The following is a 16,057-nucleotide window of genomic DNA, read 5'->3' as shown; positions in this document are numbered from 1 at the left end:
GTAAACATGGTTTGATCCACGCCACTCGGAAGATGGACCTCCGCTTCTGAGTGGCGGACGATCGTCAAGCCGGCTGGACCAGCTTGACGCCGGGCCGCTCGATACGCCCCGTGGTCACACCAAAAACGAAAGGGAGGGCCTGACGTGCGTAAGCAGATCGAGGCCATCGAGATCGCTGACAGCGAGCTGGACCATGTCTCCGGCGGAGTTCTCGGGACCGTAAACCTGACGGGTGGTGCAGAGCCCACCCTGCCCGCCCTGCCCACCCTGCCCGCTCTGGGTGGCTCGGTTTCAGGTGGCCTCAGCGGCCAGGTGGGCCCCGTCTCCGGACAGGCGGGTTTCTCTGGCGGCGTCGGCATCTGAGACGGATGCACCGAGATTTACTTGGTCTGCATGACTCACCCGCCGACCATGTGAATTCCAGGGTTGTCATGGGCCCCGGGACTGCTGTCCCGGGGCCCATGGCGTTCGAAGCCGAGGCCGCCCGGGCGACCGCCTTCTGGTCGGCTGCTCTCGGGCACAGGCCAGCGTCTGGCCCTGACATCGCTCTTTACCCCACGCCGGGCAGCGGGAGAGTTGATGGAGGCCGAGGGTTCGGCGGAGTATGGGCGCCATGGGACGACCGCCGCTCAACCGCCGACTGGCCGCCTTCGGCACCACGATCTTCGCCGAGATGTCCGCCCTCGCCGTACGCACCGGCGCGATCAACCTCGGGCAGGGCTTCCCGGACACCGACGGCCCCGAGGAGGTGCGTGACGCCGCCGTCCGCGCGCTGCGCGAGGGCCGGGGCAATCAGTACCCGCCCGGCCCCGGCGTGCCCGAGCTGCGCACCGCCGTCACCGAGCACCAGCGGCGCTGGTACGGCCTGGGCTTCGACCCCGACACCGAGGTGCTGATCACCGCGGGCGCCACCGAGGCCATCGCGGCGTCGCTGCTGGCGCTGGTGGAGCCGGGCGACGAGGTGATCGCGCTGGAGCCGTACTACGACTCGTACGCCGCCTGTGTGGCCATGGCGGGCGGCGTCCGCGTCCCCGTCACCCTGCGCCCCGACGGTGACACCTTCCGGCTGGACCTGGACGAGCTGCGCGCCGCCGTCACCGACCGCACCCGGCTCATCCTGCTCAACACCCCGCACAACCCCACCGGCACCGTGCTCACCCACGATGAGCTGGCCGCGGTCGCCGAACTCGCCGTCGAGCGCGATCTGCTGGTGGTCACCGACGAGGTCTACGAGCACCTCGTCTTCGGCACCGAGCACACCCCGCTGGTCTCCTTCCCCGGGATGCGCGAGCGGACCGTCACCATCAGCAGCAGCGGAAAGACGTTTTCGTTCACCGGCTGGAAGGTCGGCTGGGTGACCGGCGCTCCCGAGCTGGTCACGGCGGTGCGCTCGGCCAAGCAGTACCTCACCTATGTCTCGGCGGGCCCCTTCCAGTACGCGGTGGCCGAGGCGCTGGCCCTCCCCGACGCCTATTTCCACGGCATCCGGGACGATCTGCGCGCCAAGCGCGATCTGCTGGCCGATGGCCTGGCCGACGCGGGCTTCCACGTCTTCCGCCCCTCGGGCACCTACTTCATCACCACCGACATCCGCCCCCTCGGCGAGACCGACGGCTTCGCCTTCTGCCGCTCCCTCCCCGAGCGCTGTGGCGTGGTCGCGGTCCCGAACGCGGTCTTCTACGACCACCAGGACCAGGGCTCCCCCTTCGTGCGCTTCGCCTTCTGCAAGCGCGAAGAGGTCCTTACGGACGCCGTGGCCCGCCTCAAGACCCTCGCCCAGGGCTGACGCGCCGCCTGACGGTCATTCCGTCCCCCGGTTGGACTTCCCAGGTCGCGGGCGTCCGCGCCCTGGCGGATGGTCGGTGTGTCGGCCGGGCCCCCTGGTCCGTCCCCTCCCGGGGGCTCGGCGCAGGTTCGTCGAGTGCCCGTCGTGTGCCCGCACCGGAGGTCTCCGTGTCCGCCGACACCGCCGCGTCCACACGGATCCCGGAGCCGCCCCGGCGGCCGGCGGAACGGCGGGGGGTGCTGGGGCGGGTCGGGGCGTCGCTGGGGCGGGCGTGGCTCGCGCTCGCGGTGTACGCGACGGTACGGGCCGCCGGGATCGTCTGTGTGGCGCTGGGCGCCCGCCAGGCCGGGAAGCACCCGCGGACGCAGCTCGGGCACTCCATGGACAGCCTCTGGTACGTGGGCATCGCCCAGCACGGCTACGGCACCAGCCGCCCCTCCGCCGCCCACCCCGGGCTGAGCTTCAGCGATCTGGCGTTCTTCCCGCTCTACCCGGCGCTGATCCGGGCCGTCACCGGCGTCGTCCCCGTGAGCGCGGTGACGGCGGGCCTGCTGATCGCCTGGGCCGCGGCCGGGCTGGCGGCCTGGGGGATCCACGCGGTCGGGGAGCGGCTGTACGGGCGGCGGGTGGCCTTGACGCTGGTGGCGCTGTGGGGGCTGCTGCCGCACGCGGTCATCGAGTCCATGGGGTACACCGAGTCGCTGCTGACGGCGCTGGCGGCCTGGTCGCTGTACGCGCTGCTGACCCGGCGCTGGCTGTGGGCCGGGGCGCTCGCGCTGTGCGCGGGGGCCACCCGGCCCAACGGGCTCGCGGTGGCGGCGGCCGTGTGCGTCTGCGCGGCCGCCGAGATCCGGCGGCACCGCGGGCGGACGTCCTGGCGGGTGTGGGCGGGGGCCGCGCTGTCACCGCTCGGCTGGCTCGGTTACGCCGCGTGGGTGGGGGTGCGGCGCGGCACCTGGCGCGGCTATCTGGACGTCCAGGACGACTGGGGGACGTATCTCGATCTCGGTGCGAGCGGCTTCCGCTCCGCCCGTTCCCTGATCATGGGGAGCGGCCATCTCTCGCACTACATGGCGCTGATCGTCATCGGCGCCTCGCTGATCGCCCTGGTCGGGCTCGCGCTGCGGCCGCCGCCGCTGCCGCTGGTCGTCTACACCCTGGCCCTGGTGTTCATCGCGCTCGCCAGCGCCAACTACTTCGCGTCCAAGCCGCGCTTCCTGCTGCCCGCCTTCCCGCTGCTGCTCCCGGCGGCGCTGGCGATGGCAAGAGCCCGGCCGCGCACCGCCGTCCTGGTGGGCGGCGTACTGGCCGGGCTCTCCTGTCTCTACGGAACGTATCTGCTGACCATGGCCACCAGCCCGGTCTGACCGATACGGCCCACGGCATCGCCGACCGGGATACGGCGTCGCCAAGCGCTGTACGGCCACTCCGACCGGGTAAAGGGCGAGGCCGGATAAGGCCGGGGCAAGGCCGGGGCAAGGCCGAGGTACGGCCGGGTACGGCTCGGCCGCTCAGGCCTCGTCGTCGCCCGGCTTGTCGTCGCCGTCGGACTCGATGTCGGCCTCCAGACCGAGCTGTTCGACCAGCCAGCGGTCGAACTCGATCGAAGCCCGCACCCAGCTGACCGTGCTGGACACGAAGTGCTCCAGGCTGACGCCGGTGCCGATCAGCATCTGCGCCTCACCGATCAACCGGACCGTGCCGTCGTCATTGGTGTGGCTGTAGACCTTCGGCCACAGGGTGCGGCGGTTCCAGTCGTCGATCGCCTCGAGCAGCCGCGGCTTCTCATCGATGCCGTGCGGCCGGTCGTAGAACGTGCGGACGGAGAAGACCTGCTGCTCCTCCTCCCCGCGGAACATGAAGTAGGTGCGGAACTGCTCCCACGGCGCGGCGAGGTCCCCCTCCTCGTCGACGACGTACTTCAGCTCCATCTGCTCCAGCAGCTGCTTGACCAGGTCCTGGTCGGGCAGCACGGGGCCGCTCGGACCCGTCGGTTCGGGCTCGGGCTGACCCCCGAAATTCGGAATCGAGGACGGGTCGATGCTCACCGTGGATTTCCCTTCGTATGGAATACCGCCATCCTCCCTCACACCCGCCCCCGCCGTGCAACCCCGGCCGTACATTGCCCGATCCGGCCGAAACGGCGGCCGGGAGGACCGGCGGGACCGGGGGTGCCGAGCGGCCCCGGGGTCCCTTATTGCGCGGGGCCCACCAGCAGGTCATCTATTGCGCGGGGCCCACCAGCAGGCCGTCTGTTGCGCTGGGCCCACCAGCAGGTCCCCTATTGCGCGGGACCCACCAGCAGGCCGTCGCCGACCCGGTCCACCCGGACCTTGTCGCCGTCCCGGACCTCCCCGGCGAGGATCTCCTTGGCCAGCCGGTCGCCGATCGCGGTCTGGATCAGCCGGCGCAGCGGGCGCGCCCCGTACGCCGGGTCGTTGCCCTCCTCGGCGAGCCACTCCAGCGCGGCCGGGGTGACGTCGAGGGTGAGCCTGCGGTCGGCGAGGCGGCGGGCCAGCCGGGCGATCTGGAGCTCGGCGATGCGGGCCAGCTCCGGACCGGTGAGCGCGGAGAAGACCACGAGGTCGTCCAGGCGGTTGAGGAACTCCGGCTTGAAGGAGGTCCGCACGGTCTCCAGCACGCTCTGCTTCTTCTCCTCCTCGCCGAGCAGCGGATCCATCAGGTACTGGCTGCCCAGGTTGGAGGTGAGCACCAGGATGGTGTTGCGGAAGTCCACCGTCCGGCCCTGGCCGTCGGTGAGCCGCCCGTCGTCCAGGACCTGGAGCAGGATGTCGAAGACCTCGGGGTGGGCCTTCTCCACCTCGTCCAGCAGCACCACGCTGTACGGGCGGCGGCGCACCGCCTCGGTGAGCTGGCCGCCCTCCTCGTAGCCGACATAGCCGGGCGGGGCGCCGACCAGCCGGGCCACGCTGTGCTTCTCGCCGTACTCGCTCATGTCGATGCGGACCATGGCCCGCTCGTCATCGAAGAGGAAGTCGGCGAGCGCCTTGGCCAGCTCGGTCTTGCCGACGCCGGTGGGGCCGAGGAAGAGGAACGAGCCGGTGGGCCGGTCCGGGTCGGCGATGCCCGCCCGGGTCCTGCGCACGGCGTCCGAGACGGCCCGTACGGCCTCGGTCTGGCCGATCAGCCGCTTGCCCAGCTCGTCCTCCATGCGCAGCAGCTTCTGGGTCTCGCCCTCCAGCAGCCGGCCCGCGGGGATGCCGGTCCAGGAGGCGACCACATCGGCCACGTCGTCCGGGCCGACCTCCTCCTTGACCATCGTGGGGCGGTCCCCCTGGACCTCGGCCTCGGCCTCCGACGCCTCGGCGAGCTCCCGCTCGACGGCCGGGATCTCCCCGTACAGCAGCTTGGAGGCGGTGTCGAAGTCGCCGTCGCGCTGGGCGCGCTCGGCCTGGCCGCGCAGCTCGTCCAGCTTCTCCTTCAGCTCACCGACGCGGTTGAGGCCCTGCTTCTCCTTCTCCCAGCGGGCGGTGAGGCCACGCAGCTCCTCCTCCTTGTCGGCGAGATCGCGGCGCAGCTTCTCCAGCCGCTGCCTGCTGGCCTCGTCGGTCTCCCGGGCGAGGGCCATCTCCTCCATCCGCATCCGGTCCACCGACCGCTGGAGCTCGTCGATCTCCACGGGCGAGGAGTCGATCTCCATCCGGAGCCGGGAGGCCGCCTCGTCCACCAGGTCGATGGCCTTGTCGGGCAGGAAGCGGGAGGTGATGTACCGGTCGGAGAGGGCGGCCGCGGCCACCAGCGCGCCATCGGCGATCTGCACCTTGTGGTGGGCCTCGTAGCGGCCCTTGAGCCCGCGCAGGATGGCGACGGTGTCCTCGACGGTCGGCTCGGCCACCAGCACCTGCTGGAAGCGGCGCTCGAGCGCGGCGTCCTTCTCGATCCGCTCGCGGTACTCGTCGAGGGTGGTGGCGCCGACCATGCGCAGCTCACCGCGGGCCAGCATCGGCTTGAGCATGTTGCCCGCGTCCATCGCGGAGTCGCCGCCGGCGCCCGCGCCGACCACGGTGTGCAGCTCGTCGATGAAGGTGATGATCTGGCCGTCACTGGACTTGATCTCGGCCAGGACGGTCTTCAGCCGCTCCTCGAACTCACCGCGGTACTTCGCGCCCGCGACCATTGCGCCGAGGTCGAGGGCGACCAGGCGCTTGTCCCGCAGGCTCTCGGGCACATCGCCCTTGACGATCCGCTGGGCGAGCCCCTCGACGACGGCCGTCTTGCCGACGCCCGGGTCGCCGATCAGCACCGGGTTGTTCTTGGTGCGCCGGGAGAGCACCTGCACCACCCGGCGGATCTCCTGGTCCCGGCCGATGACCGGGTCCAGCTTGCCCTCGCGCGCGGCGGCGGTGAAGTCCGTGCCGAACTTCTCCAGGGCCTTGTACGTGCCCTCCGGATCGGGCGTCGTCACCCGCTGTCCACCCCTGACCTTCTCGAACGCGGCGAGCAGCTTCTTGGCGCCCGCCCCCTGCTGGTCGAGCAGCTCCCCGGCCTGGCCGCCCTTGGCGGCGATGCCGATGAGGAGGTGCTCGGTGGAGACGTAGTCGTCCCCGAGTTCCTTGGCCCGCTGGGCGGCGTCCGCGATGACGGCCAGCAGATCGCGGCTGGCCTGCGGCGGGGCCACGGTGGAGCCCTGGACGCTGGGCAGCGCGGCGAGCAGCCGCTCGGCGCCGTCGCGCACCAGGGCCGCGTCGGCCTCGACGGCGGCCAGCAGATCCATCACGTTCTCGTTGTCCTGGCCCTGCAACAGGGCGAGCAGGAGATGCGCGGGCGTCATGTCCGCATGCCCGGAGGACACCGCCCGGTCATTGGCGGCGCTCAGCGCCGCCCGGCTCTTGTTGGTCAGCTCGGCATCCACGTCCCTGTGCTCCTCCTCGCTCCGATCTTCCCATCCCTGCCCTACCCAACCTCCGTAAAGTTGAGTCTATTCCACTCAACCTCGCGAACGCCACTCCTCTGGCCTTAGGTTCTGGACCATGTCCGTCGATCCCCGCAACCCCGACCCCGGGTACCTCGCTTTCTGGCGCGAACGCCATGTGTGCACCCTGACCACCCCACGCCCGGACGGCAGCCCGCATGTGGTCCCGGTCGGCGTCACCTACGACCCCGAGGCCGGGCTCGCCCGCGTCATCGCGAGCCGTCACAGCCGTAAGGTCGCCCATGTCCGGGCGGCGGGCGAGGGCGGTGCGCGGGTCGCGGTCTGCCAAATGGCGGGCAGGCGGTGGGCCACGCTGGAGGGGCTCGCGGTGGTACGGGAGGACCCCGAGCTGATCGCGGACGCCGAACGCCGCTACGCCGAGCGCTACCAGCGCACCCCCCGCCCCAACCCGGACCGCGTCGTCATCGAGATCGCCCTCACCCGGGCAATGGGCCGAGGCTGAGGCCCGTCACCCCTCTCGGCCCGAGCCCGTCACTGCCCATGGCCCGTGGTCACTCCTCTTCCTCCTCCTGGTGACCGGCCCCCCGATGCCCCGCCCCCGCCCACGGGTGGCGCAGCCGGATCCAGACGTCGCGGGCGCGCCGCCCGGCCTCCGTACGGCTCTCGGCCACCGCCGTACGCGCCTCCTCCTCGGTCTCCACCATGGGCCCCGAACCGCGCAGCGGCTTCCCCGCCGTCTCGTGCAGGAACACCGTGGAGATCAGCCCGATCACACCCGCCGCCATCAGATAGAAGGCGGGCACCAGCGTGTTGTGCGTGGTGGCCACCAGCCACGAGGCCAGCAGCGGCGTGGTCCCGCCGAACAGCGACACGGAGAGGTTGTACGAGATCGACAACGCGCCGTAGCGCAGCCGGGTGGGGAACAGCGCCGGGAGCGTCGCGGCGCTCGTCCCCGCGAAGGTGACCAGCATCGCGCCCAGGATCAGACAGCCGATCGCGGGCAGCAGCACGCCGCCCTCCCGGATCAGCACCACCGCCGGAATGGCCAGCACGATCATGCCCACGCTGCCGAACAGGAACAGCGGCCGCCGCCCCCAGCGGTCGGATGTGCGCCCGACCACCGTGATCGCCAGCACCACGAACAGCATGGTGCCCAGCACCAGCACCTGGGCCGTGGTGGCGTCGGCGCCGAGCGTGGAGGTCATGAACGTCGGCAGGTACGACGTCACCATGTAGTTGGTGACGTTGTACATCAGCACCAGCCCCATGCAGATCAGCACCGCCTGCCAGTGCCTGGTGAAGATCTCCTTCAGCCGCCCACGCCCGGACTGGCGCGCCTCCTCGATCGGCAGGGTGTCACCGTGTGCCCTGGCCGTCTCCGCCGCCTCGGCCGCCCGCTCGGCCTCCTGCTGGAACGCCGGGGTCTCCTCCAGCCGCAGCCGCATGTAGAGACCGATCAGCCCCAGCGGCCCCGCCACCAGGAACGGCACCCGCCAGCCCCAGTCCACCATCCCGGTCTCACCGATGGCGACGGTGAGCACGGTGACCAGGCCGGAGCCCAGCGAATAGCCGATGAAGGTGCCGAAGTCCAGCCAGCTGCCGAGGAAGCCACGGCGCTGATCGGGCGCGAACTCGGCGATGTACGTGGTCGCCCCCGCGTACTCCCCGCCGGTCGAGAAGCCCTGCACCACCCGGCAGGCCAGGAGCAGCAGCGGGGCGGCGAAGCCGATCGCGTCGTAGCCGGGCAGCAGGCCCACCGCGAAGGTGCCCGTCGCCATCATGATCATGGTGGTGGACAGCACCCGGCGCCGCCCGATCCGGTCGCCCAGCGGCCCGAACACCAGCCCGCCCAGCGGCCGCACCAGAAACGCCACGGCGAAGGTGGCGAACGTGGAGACCACCTGGGTGGCGGGGTCGTCGGCGGGGAAGAAGACATGGCCGAGGGTGACGGCGACATACGCGTAGACACCGAAGTCGAACCACTCCATGGTGTTGCCGATGGCCGTCGCCGCGACGGCGCGGCGCATCCCCGGCTTGTCGACGACGGTGACGTCCTCGATCGCCAGCGGCTCCTTGCGGCGGCGCAGCAGCGTGCGGATCAGCTGGTCGGTACGGGCGCTGCCGTGCGGCCATCCTCCGCGGCGGGGGCCGCGCGGTGGTCTCGGATCGGTAGTCATCTCGTCCCCTGCCGCGGCTGAACCGCTACCCGACGCCGCCCCCGCCCCCGGGCTCAGGCCCCGGCGTCGCTGGACTTCGCGTAGGTCTCCGCCATCTGCCCGCCGACGTCGTACACCACGACCTGCTCATCACCGATCACCCAGGCGTCATGGCCGGGCGGCACCACGTACACGTCCCCGGGCCCCACCTCGGCCTCCGCGCCATCGGCCGTACGCAGCCGCATCCGGCCCTGGACCACGACCCCGCTGTGGTGCACCTCGCACAGATCGGTCCCCACGATCGGCCGCACCGACTCCCGCCAGCGCCATCCGGGCTCGAAGGTGCCCACGGCGAAATCCAGTCCGGTCAGATGGAGGGCCTCGATATGGCCTCCGGGAAAGTCACGCCGTTCGTCCGGCTTCTCGATCGTCTTGACTTCCACCATTGGGATACCTCCTCCCATACCTCCATGGTGCGCCCGGCGGCCCCCAGTGGCGCTTCGAGCACCTCGGCGTTCTCACAACCCCCTTGTGCGCCCCAGCGCCCCGGTGGCATCCTGCAAGGCTTTGCTCACGCACGGAAACGGTTCTGGGGGGAACACCATGCCGACGTCGCCGACCGGCCAGGGCGGGAACGAGCACGACCCGCAGGTCGCTCAGCTGGCAGCCGGATCGTCCAACTTCGGTCACCTGCTTGAACACGAGCCCCTGCTCGTTACCCTCGGCTGCTCCGCCGAGTCGTATGTCCACACCGATTCGCACGCCGCCATGTTCAAGGCCCGCCTCTTCGGCGAGGTCATGGCCCGCTATCTGCTGCACCTCCTCGGCCTCCAGGTCAACAGCAACAAGCAGTTCCACCGCATCAAGGCCTTGTCCCAGGCCGGGATCCTGAAAGAGCAGACCTACGACTGGTTCGACTTCCTGCGCGATACGGGGAACAAGGCCGCCCACGGCTACTACGCGAACGTCCGCACCGCGCTCCAGATGGTCGAGACCTGCTTCAAGCTCGGCGACTGGCTGCACCGGGCCCGCAACGAGAACGACACCACGCACCGCGTCTTCCTCGCCCCGGCCCCGCCCGAGGACAGCCCCATCCCTGCCACTCCCGCCGACCTGGAGGAGCTGGAACAGCTCCGCACCGAGCTGGACGACTACCGTGCCAAGCTCGCCGAGGCCCGTATGCGCTTCGACGGCAAGCAGGACCGCTTGGAGCGGGAGAAGGCCGCACGCGAGCAGGCCGAAGCCGAACTGGCCCGAGCCGAAGCGGACCGCGCCGCGCTCAGCGAACTGGTCGAGCAGCTCAACGCGCAGATCGAGGAGTTCGCTGACACCGACTTGGCCGACACCTTCGTCGCGCCGCCGCCGCTCAAGAACACCTCGGAACGCGACGCGTTCATCTCCCACGCCCAGAAGGCGGCCCTGCCTCCCATGAGCGAGGCGCAGGTCCGCGCGGAACTGGACCGGATCTTGGAACAGGCGGGCTGGGTGGTCCAGGACGCCAACGCCATGAACCTCTACGAGGAGGGCGTCCCCGGAGTCGCCGGCGTCGCTGTGCGCGAGGTCACCACCGCCGTGGGCCGCGCCGACTACCTGCTCTACGTGAAACAGCAGCTGGTGGGTGTGGTCGAGGCCAAGCGCGAGGGCGCCGACCTGGAGTCGGCCATGCACCAGGCCGCGCGGTACGCCACCGGGCTCACTCGCAGCCAGCAGCTGAGCGCTTGGCGGGCCAGCCTGCCCTTCCGCTACGTCGCCGACGGCAACACCGTCCGCTTCCACAACGCGCTGGACCCCGCACCCCGCACCCGGGACGTCTTCGCCATCCACCGGCCGGACACCGTCGCCCGGTGGATCGACGAAGCCGAGGCCGACCCGCAGGCACCCACCCTGCGCGCCCGTATGCGCCGCCTCCCGGAGGTGTTCCTCAACCGGGAACCGCTGCGTCCGGCCCAGGTGTCGGCCATCGAGGGACTGGAGCGCTCCCTCGCCAAGGACGACCCCCGCTCCCTCATCCAGATGGCCACGGGCGCGGGCAAGACGTTCACGGTGGTGAGCGAGAGCTACCGGCTGCTCAAGCACGCGGACGCCAAGCGGATCCTGTTCCTGGTCGACCGCAACAACCTGGGCAGCCAGGCCGCCACGGAGTTCGAGAACTTCGACACCCCGGACGACGGCCGGAAGTTCACCGAGCTGTACGTGGTGCAGCGGCTCGCGGGCGACACCGTGCTCGGCTCCGCGGATGTCGTCGTCTCCACGGTGCAGCGGCTCTGGATGGCTCTGACCGGTCGCGAGGTCCCCGACGCGGACGTGGACGACGCCGCCCTCGACCGCTACGACCTGATCGACACGCCTGCCGAAGTCGGCTACAACGCCTCGCTGCCGCCCGAGTCCTTCGACCTGATCGTCGTCGACGAGTGCCACCGGTCCATCTACGGCAAGTGGCGCGCGGTGCTGGAGTACTTCGACGCCCACCTGGTCGGCCTCACCGCGACTCCCGTCGCCCAGACCTTCGGTTTCTTCTTCCAGAACCTCGTCAGCGAGTACCCGTACGAGCAGGCCGTCGCCGACGGCGTCAACGTCGACTTCGACGTCTTCCGCATCCGTACCGAGCTGGGCGAGCAGGGTGCCACCATCCCGGCCGAGACGGTCGTCCCCATACGGGAGCGGAAGACCCGGCGCGAGCGGTACCAGGAGCTGGAGTCCGACCTGGAGTGGAAGGCGTCCCAGCTCGGACGGCAGATCATCAGCAAGGGCCAGCTGAAGCTGGTGATCGAGACCTTCCGCAACCACCTGTTCACCGACATCTTCCCGCCGTTGGGCGAGGGCGAGGACCAACGGGCGCGGACCCATGTGCCCAAGACTCTGATCTTCGCCGTGGACGACAACCATGCCGATGAGATCGTGCAGACGGTCCGCCAAGTCTTCGGCACGGGCGACGACTTCTGTACGAAGATCACGCACGCCGCGAAGAACCCCGCGCGGCTCATCAAGGCGTTCCGCAACAGCCCCGAGCTGCGCGTCGCCGTGACCGTCGACATGATCGCCACGGGGACGGACATCCCGCCGCTGGAGTGCGTGTTCTTCCTGCGCGACGTGAAGAGCTGGGCGTACTTCGAGCAGATGAAGGGCCGGGGGTCGCGGACCATCGACCCGGCCGAGTTCCAGGCGGTCACGCCGGACGCGGAGGTGAAGGAGAGGTTCGTGATCGTCGACGCGGTGGGCGTCACGGACTCCCCTCGTGTGGACGCCCGGCCCCTGAACCGAGCGTCCGAGAAGCAGATCCCGCTCCAGCGGCTCATGGACAAGACGGCGGGCCTGGCGATGACCGAGGACGAGGTCGCCACGCTGGCGGGCCGCCTTGCCCGGCTGGACCGGCAGATCACGGATGAGGAGCGCGAGGAGATCGAGGAGCTGGCCGGTCAGCCGCTGAGCGAGATCGTGGGCGGCCTGGTCAAGGCGGTCGACCCGGACGAGCAGGAGAAGGCGCAGCGGGAGGGCGGCCGGGAGAAGGTCCGGGAGAACGTGGTGGAGGCGCTCAAGCCGATCGCGTCCAACAAGGAGCTGAGGGAACGGCTGATGTCGATACGGCGCGCCCACGACATCGTCATCGACGAGGTGAGCGTGGACAGCGTGCGGGAGGCGCGCGGCATCACGGCGGACGAGCTGGCGATGAAGCGGGTGACTTCATGGAAGGAGTATCTGGATACGCACCGCGACGAGATCGCCGCGTTCAACGTGGCCTTCCGCGAGCGGCGCGAGCCCAGGGAGGTCTACCGCAAGGTCCGCGACCTCGCGCGCAAGATCGAACGCCCCCCGTTCCAGTGGACGCCCACGAAGCTCTATGACGCGTACGTGCAGCTCGGGAAGGCGACCGAGCGCCCGAGTGGCAAGGCCGGTGCGGTGGATCTCATCAGCCTGCTGCGGTTCGAGCTGGGCTTGGACGACGAGGTCCGCCCGTACCGGGCGCTGGTGGAGGAGCGGTACGCGGGCTGGCGCGCCCGGCAGGCCCAGGCAGGGGCGGTGTTCGACGAGGAGCAGGAGTGGTGGCTGGACCGGATCGTGGACGTGATAGCGACGGATGCGGCGATCAGCCCGGAGCACCTGAAGGACGTACCCTTCATCGAGCATGGCGGGGTTGATGGGTTCTTGCGAGCTTTCGGCGCCGACCGTGGGGCTGAGTTGTTGGATGAGCTGGGACGGGAGCTGGGCGCGTGAGTGGGGTTGGCGGGGAGCTTCCCAAGGGTTGGGTATGGGCCCGGCTCGATGAAATCGCCGAGGTTCGGCTTGGACGGCAACGCTCGCCCAAGAACCACACGGGTACGCACATGCGGCCCTATGTGCGGGCAGCCAACGTCGACTGGAATGGTCTGAAGCTCGATGACGTGAAGGAGATGAACTTCACCGATGACGAAGTCGAGACTTACAGGCTCAAGAAGGGCGACATCGTCCTCGGTGAGGCGTCCGGCAGCGCGAAGGAGGTAGGCAAACCTGCCATCTGGAACGACGAGATTCCGGACTGCTGCTTCCAGAACACGCTGATCCGAGTGCGGAGCCATGGCGTCGAACCGCACTATCTGCTGCTCTTCCTGCGGGCGGAGGCCATGCGGGGTGCGTTTGTCGAGCATTCACGCGGGGTGGGCATCCACCACATCGGGGCAGCGCGGCTGGCGGGTTGGAGTGTGCCTGTGCCGCCGGTCGCGGAGCAGCAGCGCATTGTCACCGCGCTCGAAGAGCAACTGTCTCGACTAGAGTCCGCACAAACGCTACTACAGCGCACCAACAGCCGTATTGCCCACCTCAAGACTACCGTCGCGCAAAGTCTATTGAACCCTGGCCCTTGTCACACCGGATGGGTCGTCATGCGCATCGGTGACATCGCGAAAGTGGGAAGCGGGGCAACACCCAATCGCTCGCGACCAGAATATTACGAGGGCGGGACCATTCCCTGGGTAACCAGCAGCCTCGCTAATCGCCCCTTCATAGAAAAGGCCGAACAGTTCATCACAGAAAGGGCCCTACGAGAGACGTCTGTCAAACTCCACCCTCCGGGGACTCTACTTGTAGCCATGTACGGCGAAGGGAGGACTCGAGGACGCTGCACGGAGTTGCGTATCTCGGCCACAACGAATCAGGCCTGTGCAAGTATCACCCTTCTCCCAGAGCATGCCCACAAAAAGAAGTGGCTACGAGAGTTCCTGCAAGCAAGCTACGAAAGAAACCGGCGCCTTTCCGCCGGAGGCGTCCAGCCAAACCTTAATCTGTCCTCAATTCGCAACATCGAGGTTCACTTCCCAACCCAGCAAGTCCAGGACCAGATCCTGGAGGAACTCGCGGAGTATCAGGATTCGATCGTCCGGATTGAAAACGCCAACGACATCGGGGCAAGGCGTGCCGTGATGCTCCGCCGTTCTCTCCTCGCCGAGGCCTTCGCCGGGCGCCTGGCCCCCCAGGACCCCAACGACGAGCCCGCCGAAGAACTCCTCGCCCGCATCCGCGCGGAGCGCGAGGCTGCCGCGCCCAAGAAGCGGCGTACCCGCCGGGCACCGGCGCAGCGCAAGGCAACCCACGACGAGCCACCACCCGCGCCCGCCACCACCTCCACCACACCCCTCACCGGCGAACAGCCCACCCTCGACCTGGAGTTCCCCTCGTGACGACGGCCCCAACAGCGAACGCCACCGGCAACACCACCGAGGCCCGCCGTCTCGTCGACAAGCTCTGGAGCTACTGCCACGTCCTCCGCGACGACGGCGTCTCCACCATCGACTACGTCGAGCAGCTCACCCTGCTCGTCTTCCTCAAGATGGCGCACGAGGCCCAGTCCCGCCCCCCGGTGTTCCGTGAGCAGATCATGCCCGAGGGGCCCGAGTGGGAGGGCCGGGGCTGGCCCGAACTCCTCAAGAAGAGCGGCGCGCCCCTCGAAGTCGCCTACACCAACCTCCTCGAAGACCTCGGCAACCAGCGCCAGAACACCACCTTCCACCTGATCTTCAACGGCGCCCGCAACCGGGTCCACGACCCGGCCAAGCTCAAGCGCCTGATCAGCGACCTCATCGACAAGGAGAGCTGGTCGGGCCAGAAGACGGACATCAAGGGCGATGCCTACGAAGAACTCCTGGCCCGCGGCGCCGAGGACATCAAGTCGGGCGCCGGCCAGTACTTCACCCCGCGCCCGCTGATCCAGGCCATCATCGACTGCGTCAAGCCGACCCCAGAGGACACGATCACCGACCCGGCCTGTGGAACCGGCGGCTTCCTCCTCGCCGCGGCCGAGCACATCTTCAAGGAGTACGGCTCCAACCTCACCCCCGAGCAGCGCCAGCACCTCAGCTCGGGTGGCATCTGGGGTAACGAGCTGGTCCGTAACACCGCGCGGCTCGCCGCGATGAACCTCTTCCTCCACGGCATCGGCCACCCCACCCGCAACGCCCTCGTCCGCGCCAAGGACGCGCTCGCCGCCCCGCCCGACCAGCGCGCCACCCTCGTCCTGGCCAACCCGCCCTTCGGCAAGAAGTCCTCCATCACCGTCTATGGCGACGACGGCAAGGCGGCCCGCGAGGCCATCGCGTACGAGCGCCGGGACTTCTGGGTCACCACGACCAACAAGCAGCTGAACTTCGTCCAGCACATCGCCTCGCTCCTCGAAATCCACGGCCGCGCCGCCGTCGTCGTCCCCGACAACGTCCTCTTCGAGGGCGGCGCGGGCGAGACCATCCGGCGCCGCCTCCTCAAGGAGTACGACGTCCACACCCTCCTCCGCCTGCCCACCGGCATCTTCTACGCGGGCGGCGTGAAGGCCAACGTCCTGTTCTTCGAGCGCAAGCCCGCCCGCCCCGAGAAGCCCTGGACCGAGAAGCTCTGGGTCTACGACTTCCGTACCGCCCAGCACTTCACCCTCAAGCAGAACCCCCTCACCCGGGCCGCCCTCGAGGACTTCGTCCAGTGCTACCGGCCCGACGACGAGGATCGCAGCAAGCGCGTCGAGACAGAACGCTTCAAGTCCTTCACCTACGAAGAGCTGGCCGCCCGCGACAAGGCGAACCTCGACATCCTCTGGCTCCGCGACCCCAGCCTCGACGACGCCGAATCGCTCCCCGCACCCGAAGTCCTCGCCGCCGAGATCGTCGAGGACCTCCAGGCCGCGCTCAGCGAGTTCGCCGCCATCGCCGAAACCCTCCAGCAGGCCCGAGGAGGCAACGAGGCGGACATCGCCGATGAGTGACC

General features: G+C 69.5%; 11 protein-coding genes. 7 read left to right on the top strand and 4 right to left on the bottom strand.

Annotated elements, in window-relative coordinates; all coding sequences use genetic code 11:
- The first annotated feature begins 144 nt into the window (after nt 1-144).
- From KHP12_RS27930 to KHP12_RS27920, 3 genes are all read left to right on the top strand, one after another.
- Nucleotides 145-363, top strand: a complete 219-nt coding sequence (locus KHP12_RS27930) for a hypothetical protein (protein WP_086880854.1) — start codon at nt 145-147, stop codon at nt 361-363.
- Nucleotides 364-613: 250 nt separating this feature from the next.
- Complete coding sequence (locus tag KHP12_RS27925) at nt 614-1,786, top strand: pyridoxal phosphate-dependent aminotransferase (RefSeq protein ID WP_245010137.1); 1,173 nt, start codon at nt 614-616, stop codon at nt 1,784-1,786.
- Nucleotides 1,787-1,953: 167 nt separating this feature from the next.
- Nucleotides 1,954-3,153, top strand: coding sequence for a putative hexosyltransferase (locus tag KHP12_RS27920; protein WP_210609593.1), 1,200 nt, complete (start codon nt 1,954-1,956; stop codon nt 3,151-3,153).
- 144 nt (nt 3,154-3,297) lie between these two features.
- On the opposite strand, the gene KHP12_RS27915 is transcribed toward KHP12_RS27920, so the two are convergent.
- On the bottom strand, nt 3,298-3,834 hold the full coding sequence (locus KHP12_RS27915; protein WP_020869726.1) for a YbjN domain-containing protein: 537 nt from the start codon (nt 3,832-3,834) through the stop codon (nt 3,298-3,300).
- A 233-nt stretch (nt 3,835-4,067) separates the two neighbouring features.
- Nucleotides 4,068-6,659, bottom strand: coding sequence for an ATP-dependent chaperone ClpB (clpB, locus tag KHP12_RS27910; RefSeq protein WP_086884613.1), 2,592 nt, complete (start codon nt 6,657-6,659; stop codon nt 4,068-4,070).
- Between the two features lie 118 nt (nt 6,660-6,777).
- Between clpB and KHP12_RS27905 the strand changes: the two genes are divergently transcribed.
- Nucleotides 6,778-7,182 (top strand): pyridoxamine 5'-phosphate oxidase family protein, encoded by a 405-nt coding sequence (locus KHP12_RS27905; RefSeq protein ID WP_086884612.1) that lies wholly within the window; start codon nt 6,778-6,780, stop codon nt 7,180-7,182.
- 49 nt (nt 7,183-7,231) lie between these two features.
- On the opposite strand, the gene proP is transcribed toward KHP12_RS27905, so the two are convergent.
- The gene (proP, locus tag KHP12_RS27900; RefSeq protein WP_210610452.1) at nt 7,232-8,782 is read right to left on the bottom strand and encodes a glycine betaine/L-proline transporter ProP; all 1,551 of its coding nucleotides are present in this window, start codon (nt 8,780-8,782) and stop codon (nt 7,232-7,234) included.
- Nucleotides 8,783-8,910: 128 nt separating this feature from the next.
- On the bottom strand, nt 8,911-9,282 hold the full coding sequence (locus tag KHP12_RS27895) for a cupin domain-containing protein (protein ID WP_037953227.1): 372 nt from the start codon (nt 9,280-9,282) through the stop codon (nt 8,911-8,913).
- Nucleotides 9,283-9,439: 157 nt separating this feature from the next.
- Between KHP12_RS27895 and KHP12_RS27890 the strand changes: the two genes are divergently transcribed.
- The 3 genes from KHP12_RS27890 to KHP12_RS27880 are packed head-to-tail and all read left to right on the top strand — an operon-like array spanning nt 9,440 to nt 16,055.
- On the top strand, nt 9,440-13,048 hold the full coding sequence (locus tag KHP12_RS27890) for a DEAD/DEAH box helicase family protein (protein WP_107471841.1): 3,609 nt from the start codon (nt 9,440-9,442) through the stop codon (nt 13,046-13,048).
- A complete protein-coding gene (locus tag KHP12_RS52950; protein WP_211833874.1) occupies nt 13,045-14,487 on the top strand; it encodes a restriction endonuclease subunit S in 1,443 nt (480 codons plus the stop codon). The genes KHP12_RS27890 and KHP12_RS52950 overlap by 4 nt, the downstream gene beginning before the upstream one ends.
- Complete coding sequence (locus tag KHP12_RS27880; protein ID WP_211833873.1) at nt 14,484-16,055, top strand: HsdM family class I SAM-dependent methyltransferase; 1,572 nt, start codon at nt 14,484-14,486, stop codon at nt 16,053-16,055. The genes KHP12_RS52950 and KHP12_RS27880 overlap by 4 nt, the downstream gene beginning before the upstream one ends.
- Nucleotides 16,056-16,057 lie beyond the last annotated feature (2 nt).

This window comes from Streptomyces asiaticus (assembly GCF_018138715.1).
Taxonomy (GTDB): domain Bacteria; phylum Actinomycetota; class Actinomycetes; order Streptomycetales; family Streptomycetaceae; genus Streptomyces; species Streptomyces asiaticus.
This window is presented reverse-complemented; position numbering and strand designations above follow the sequence as displayed.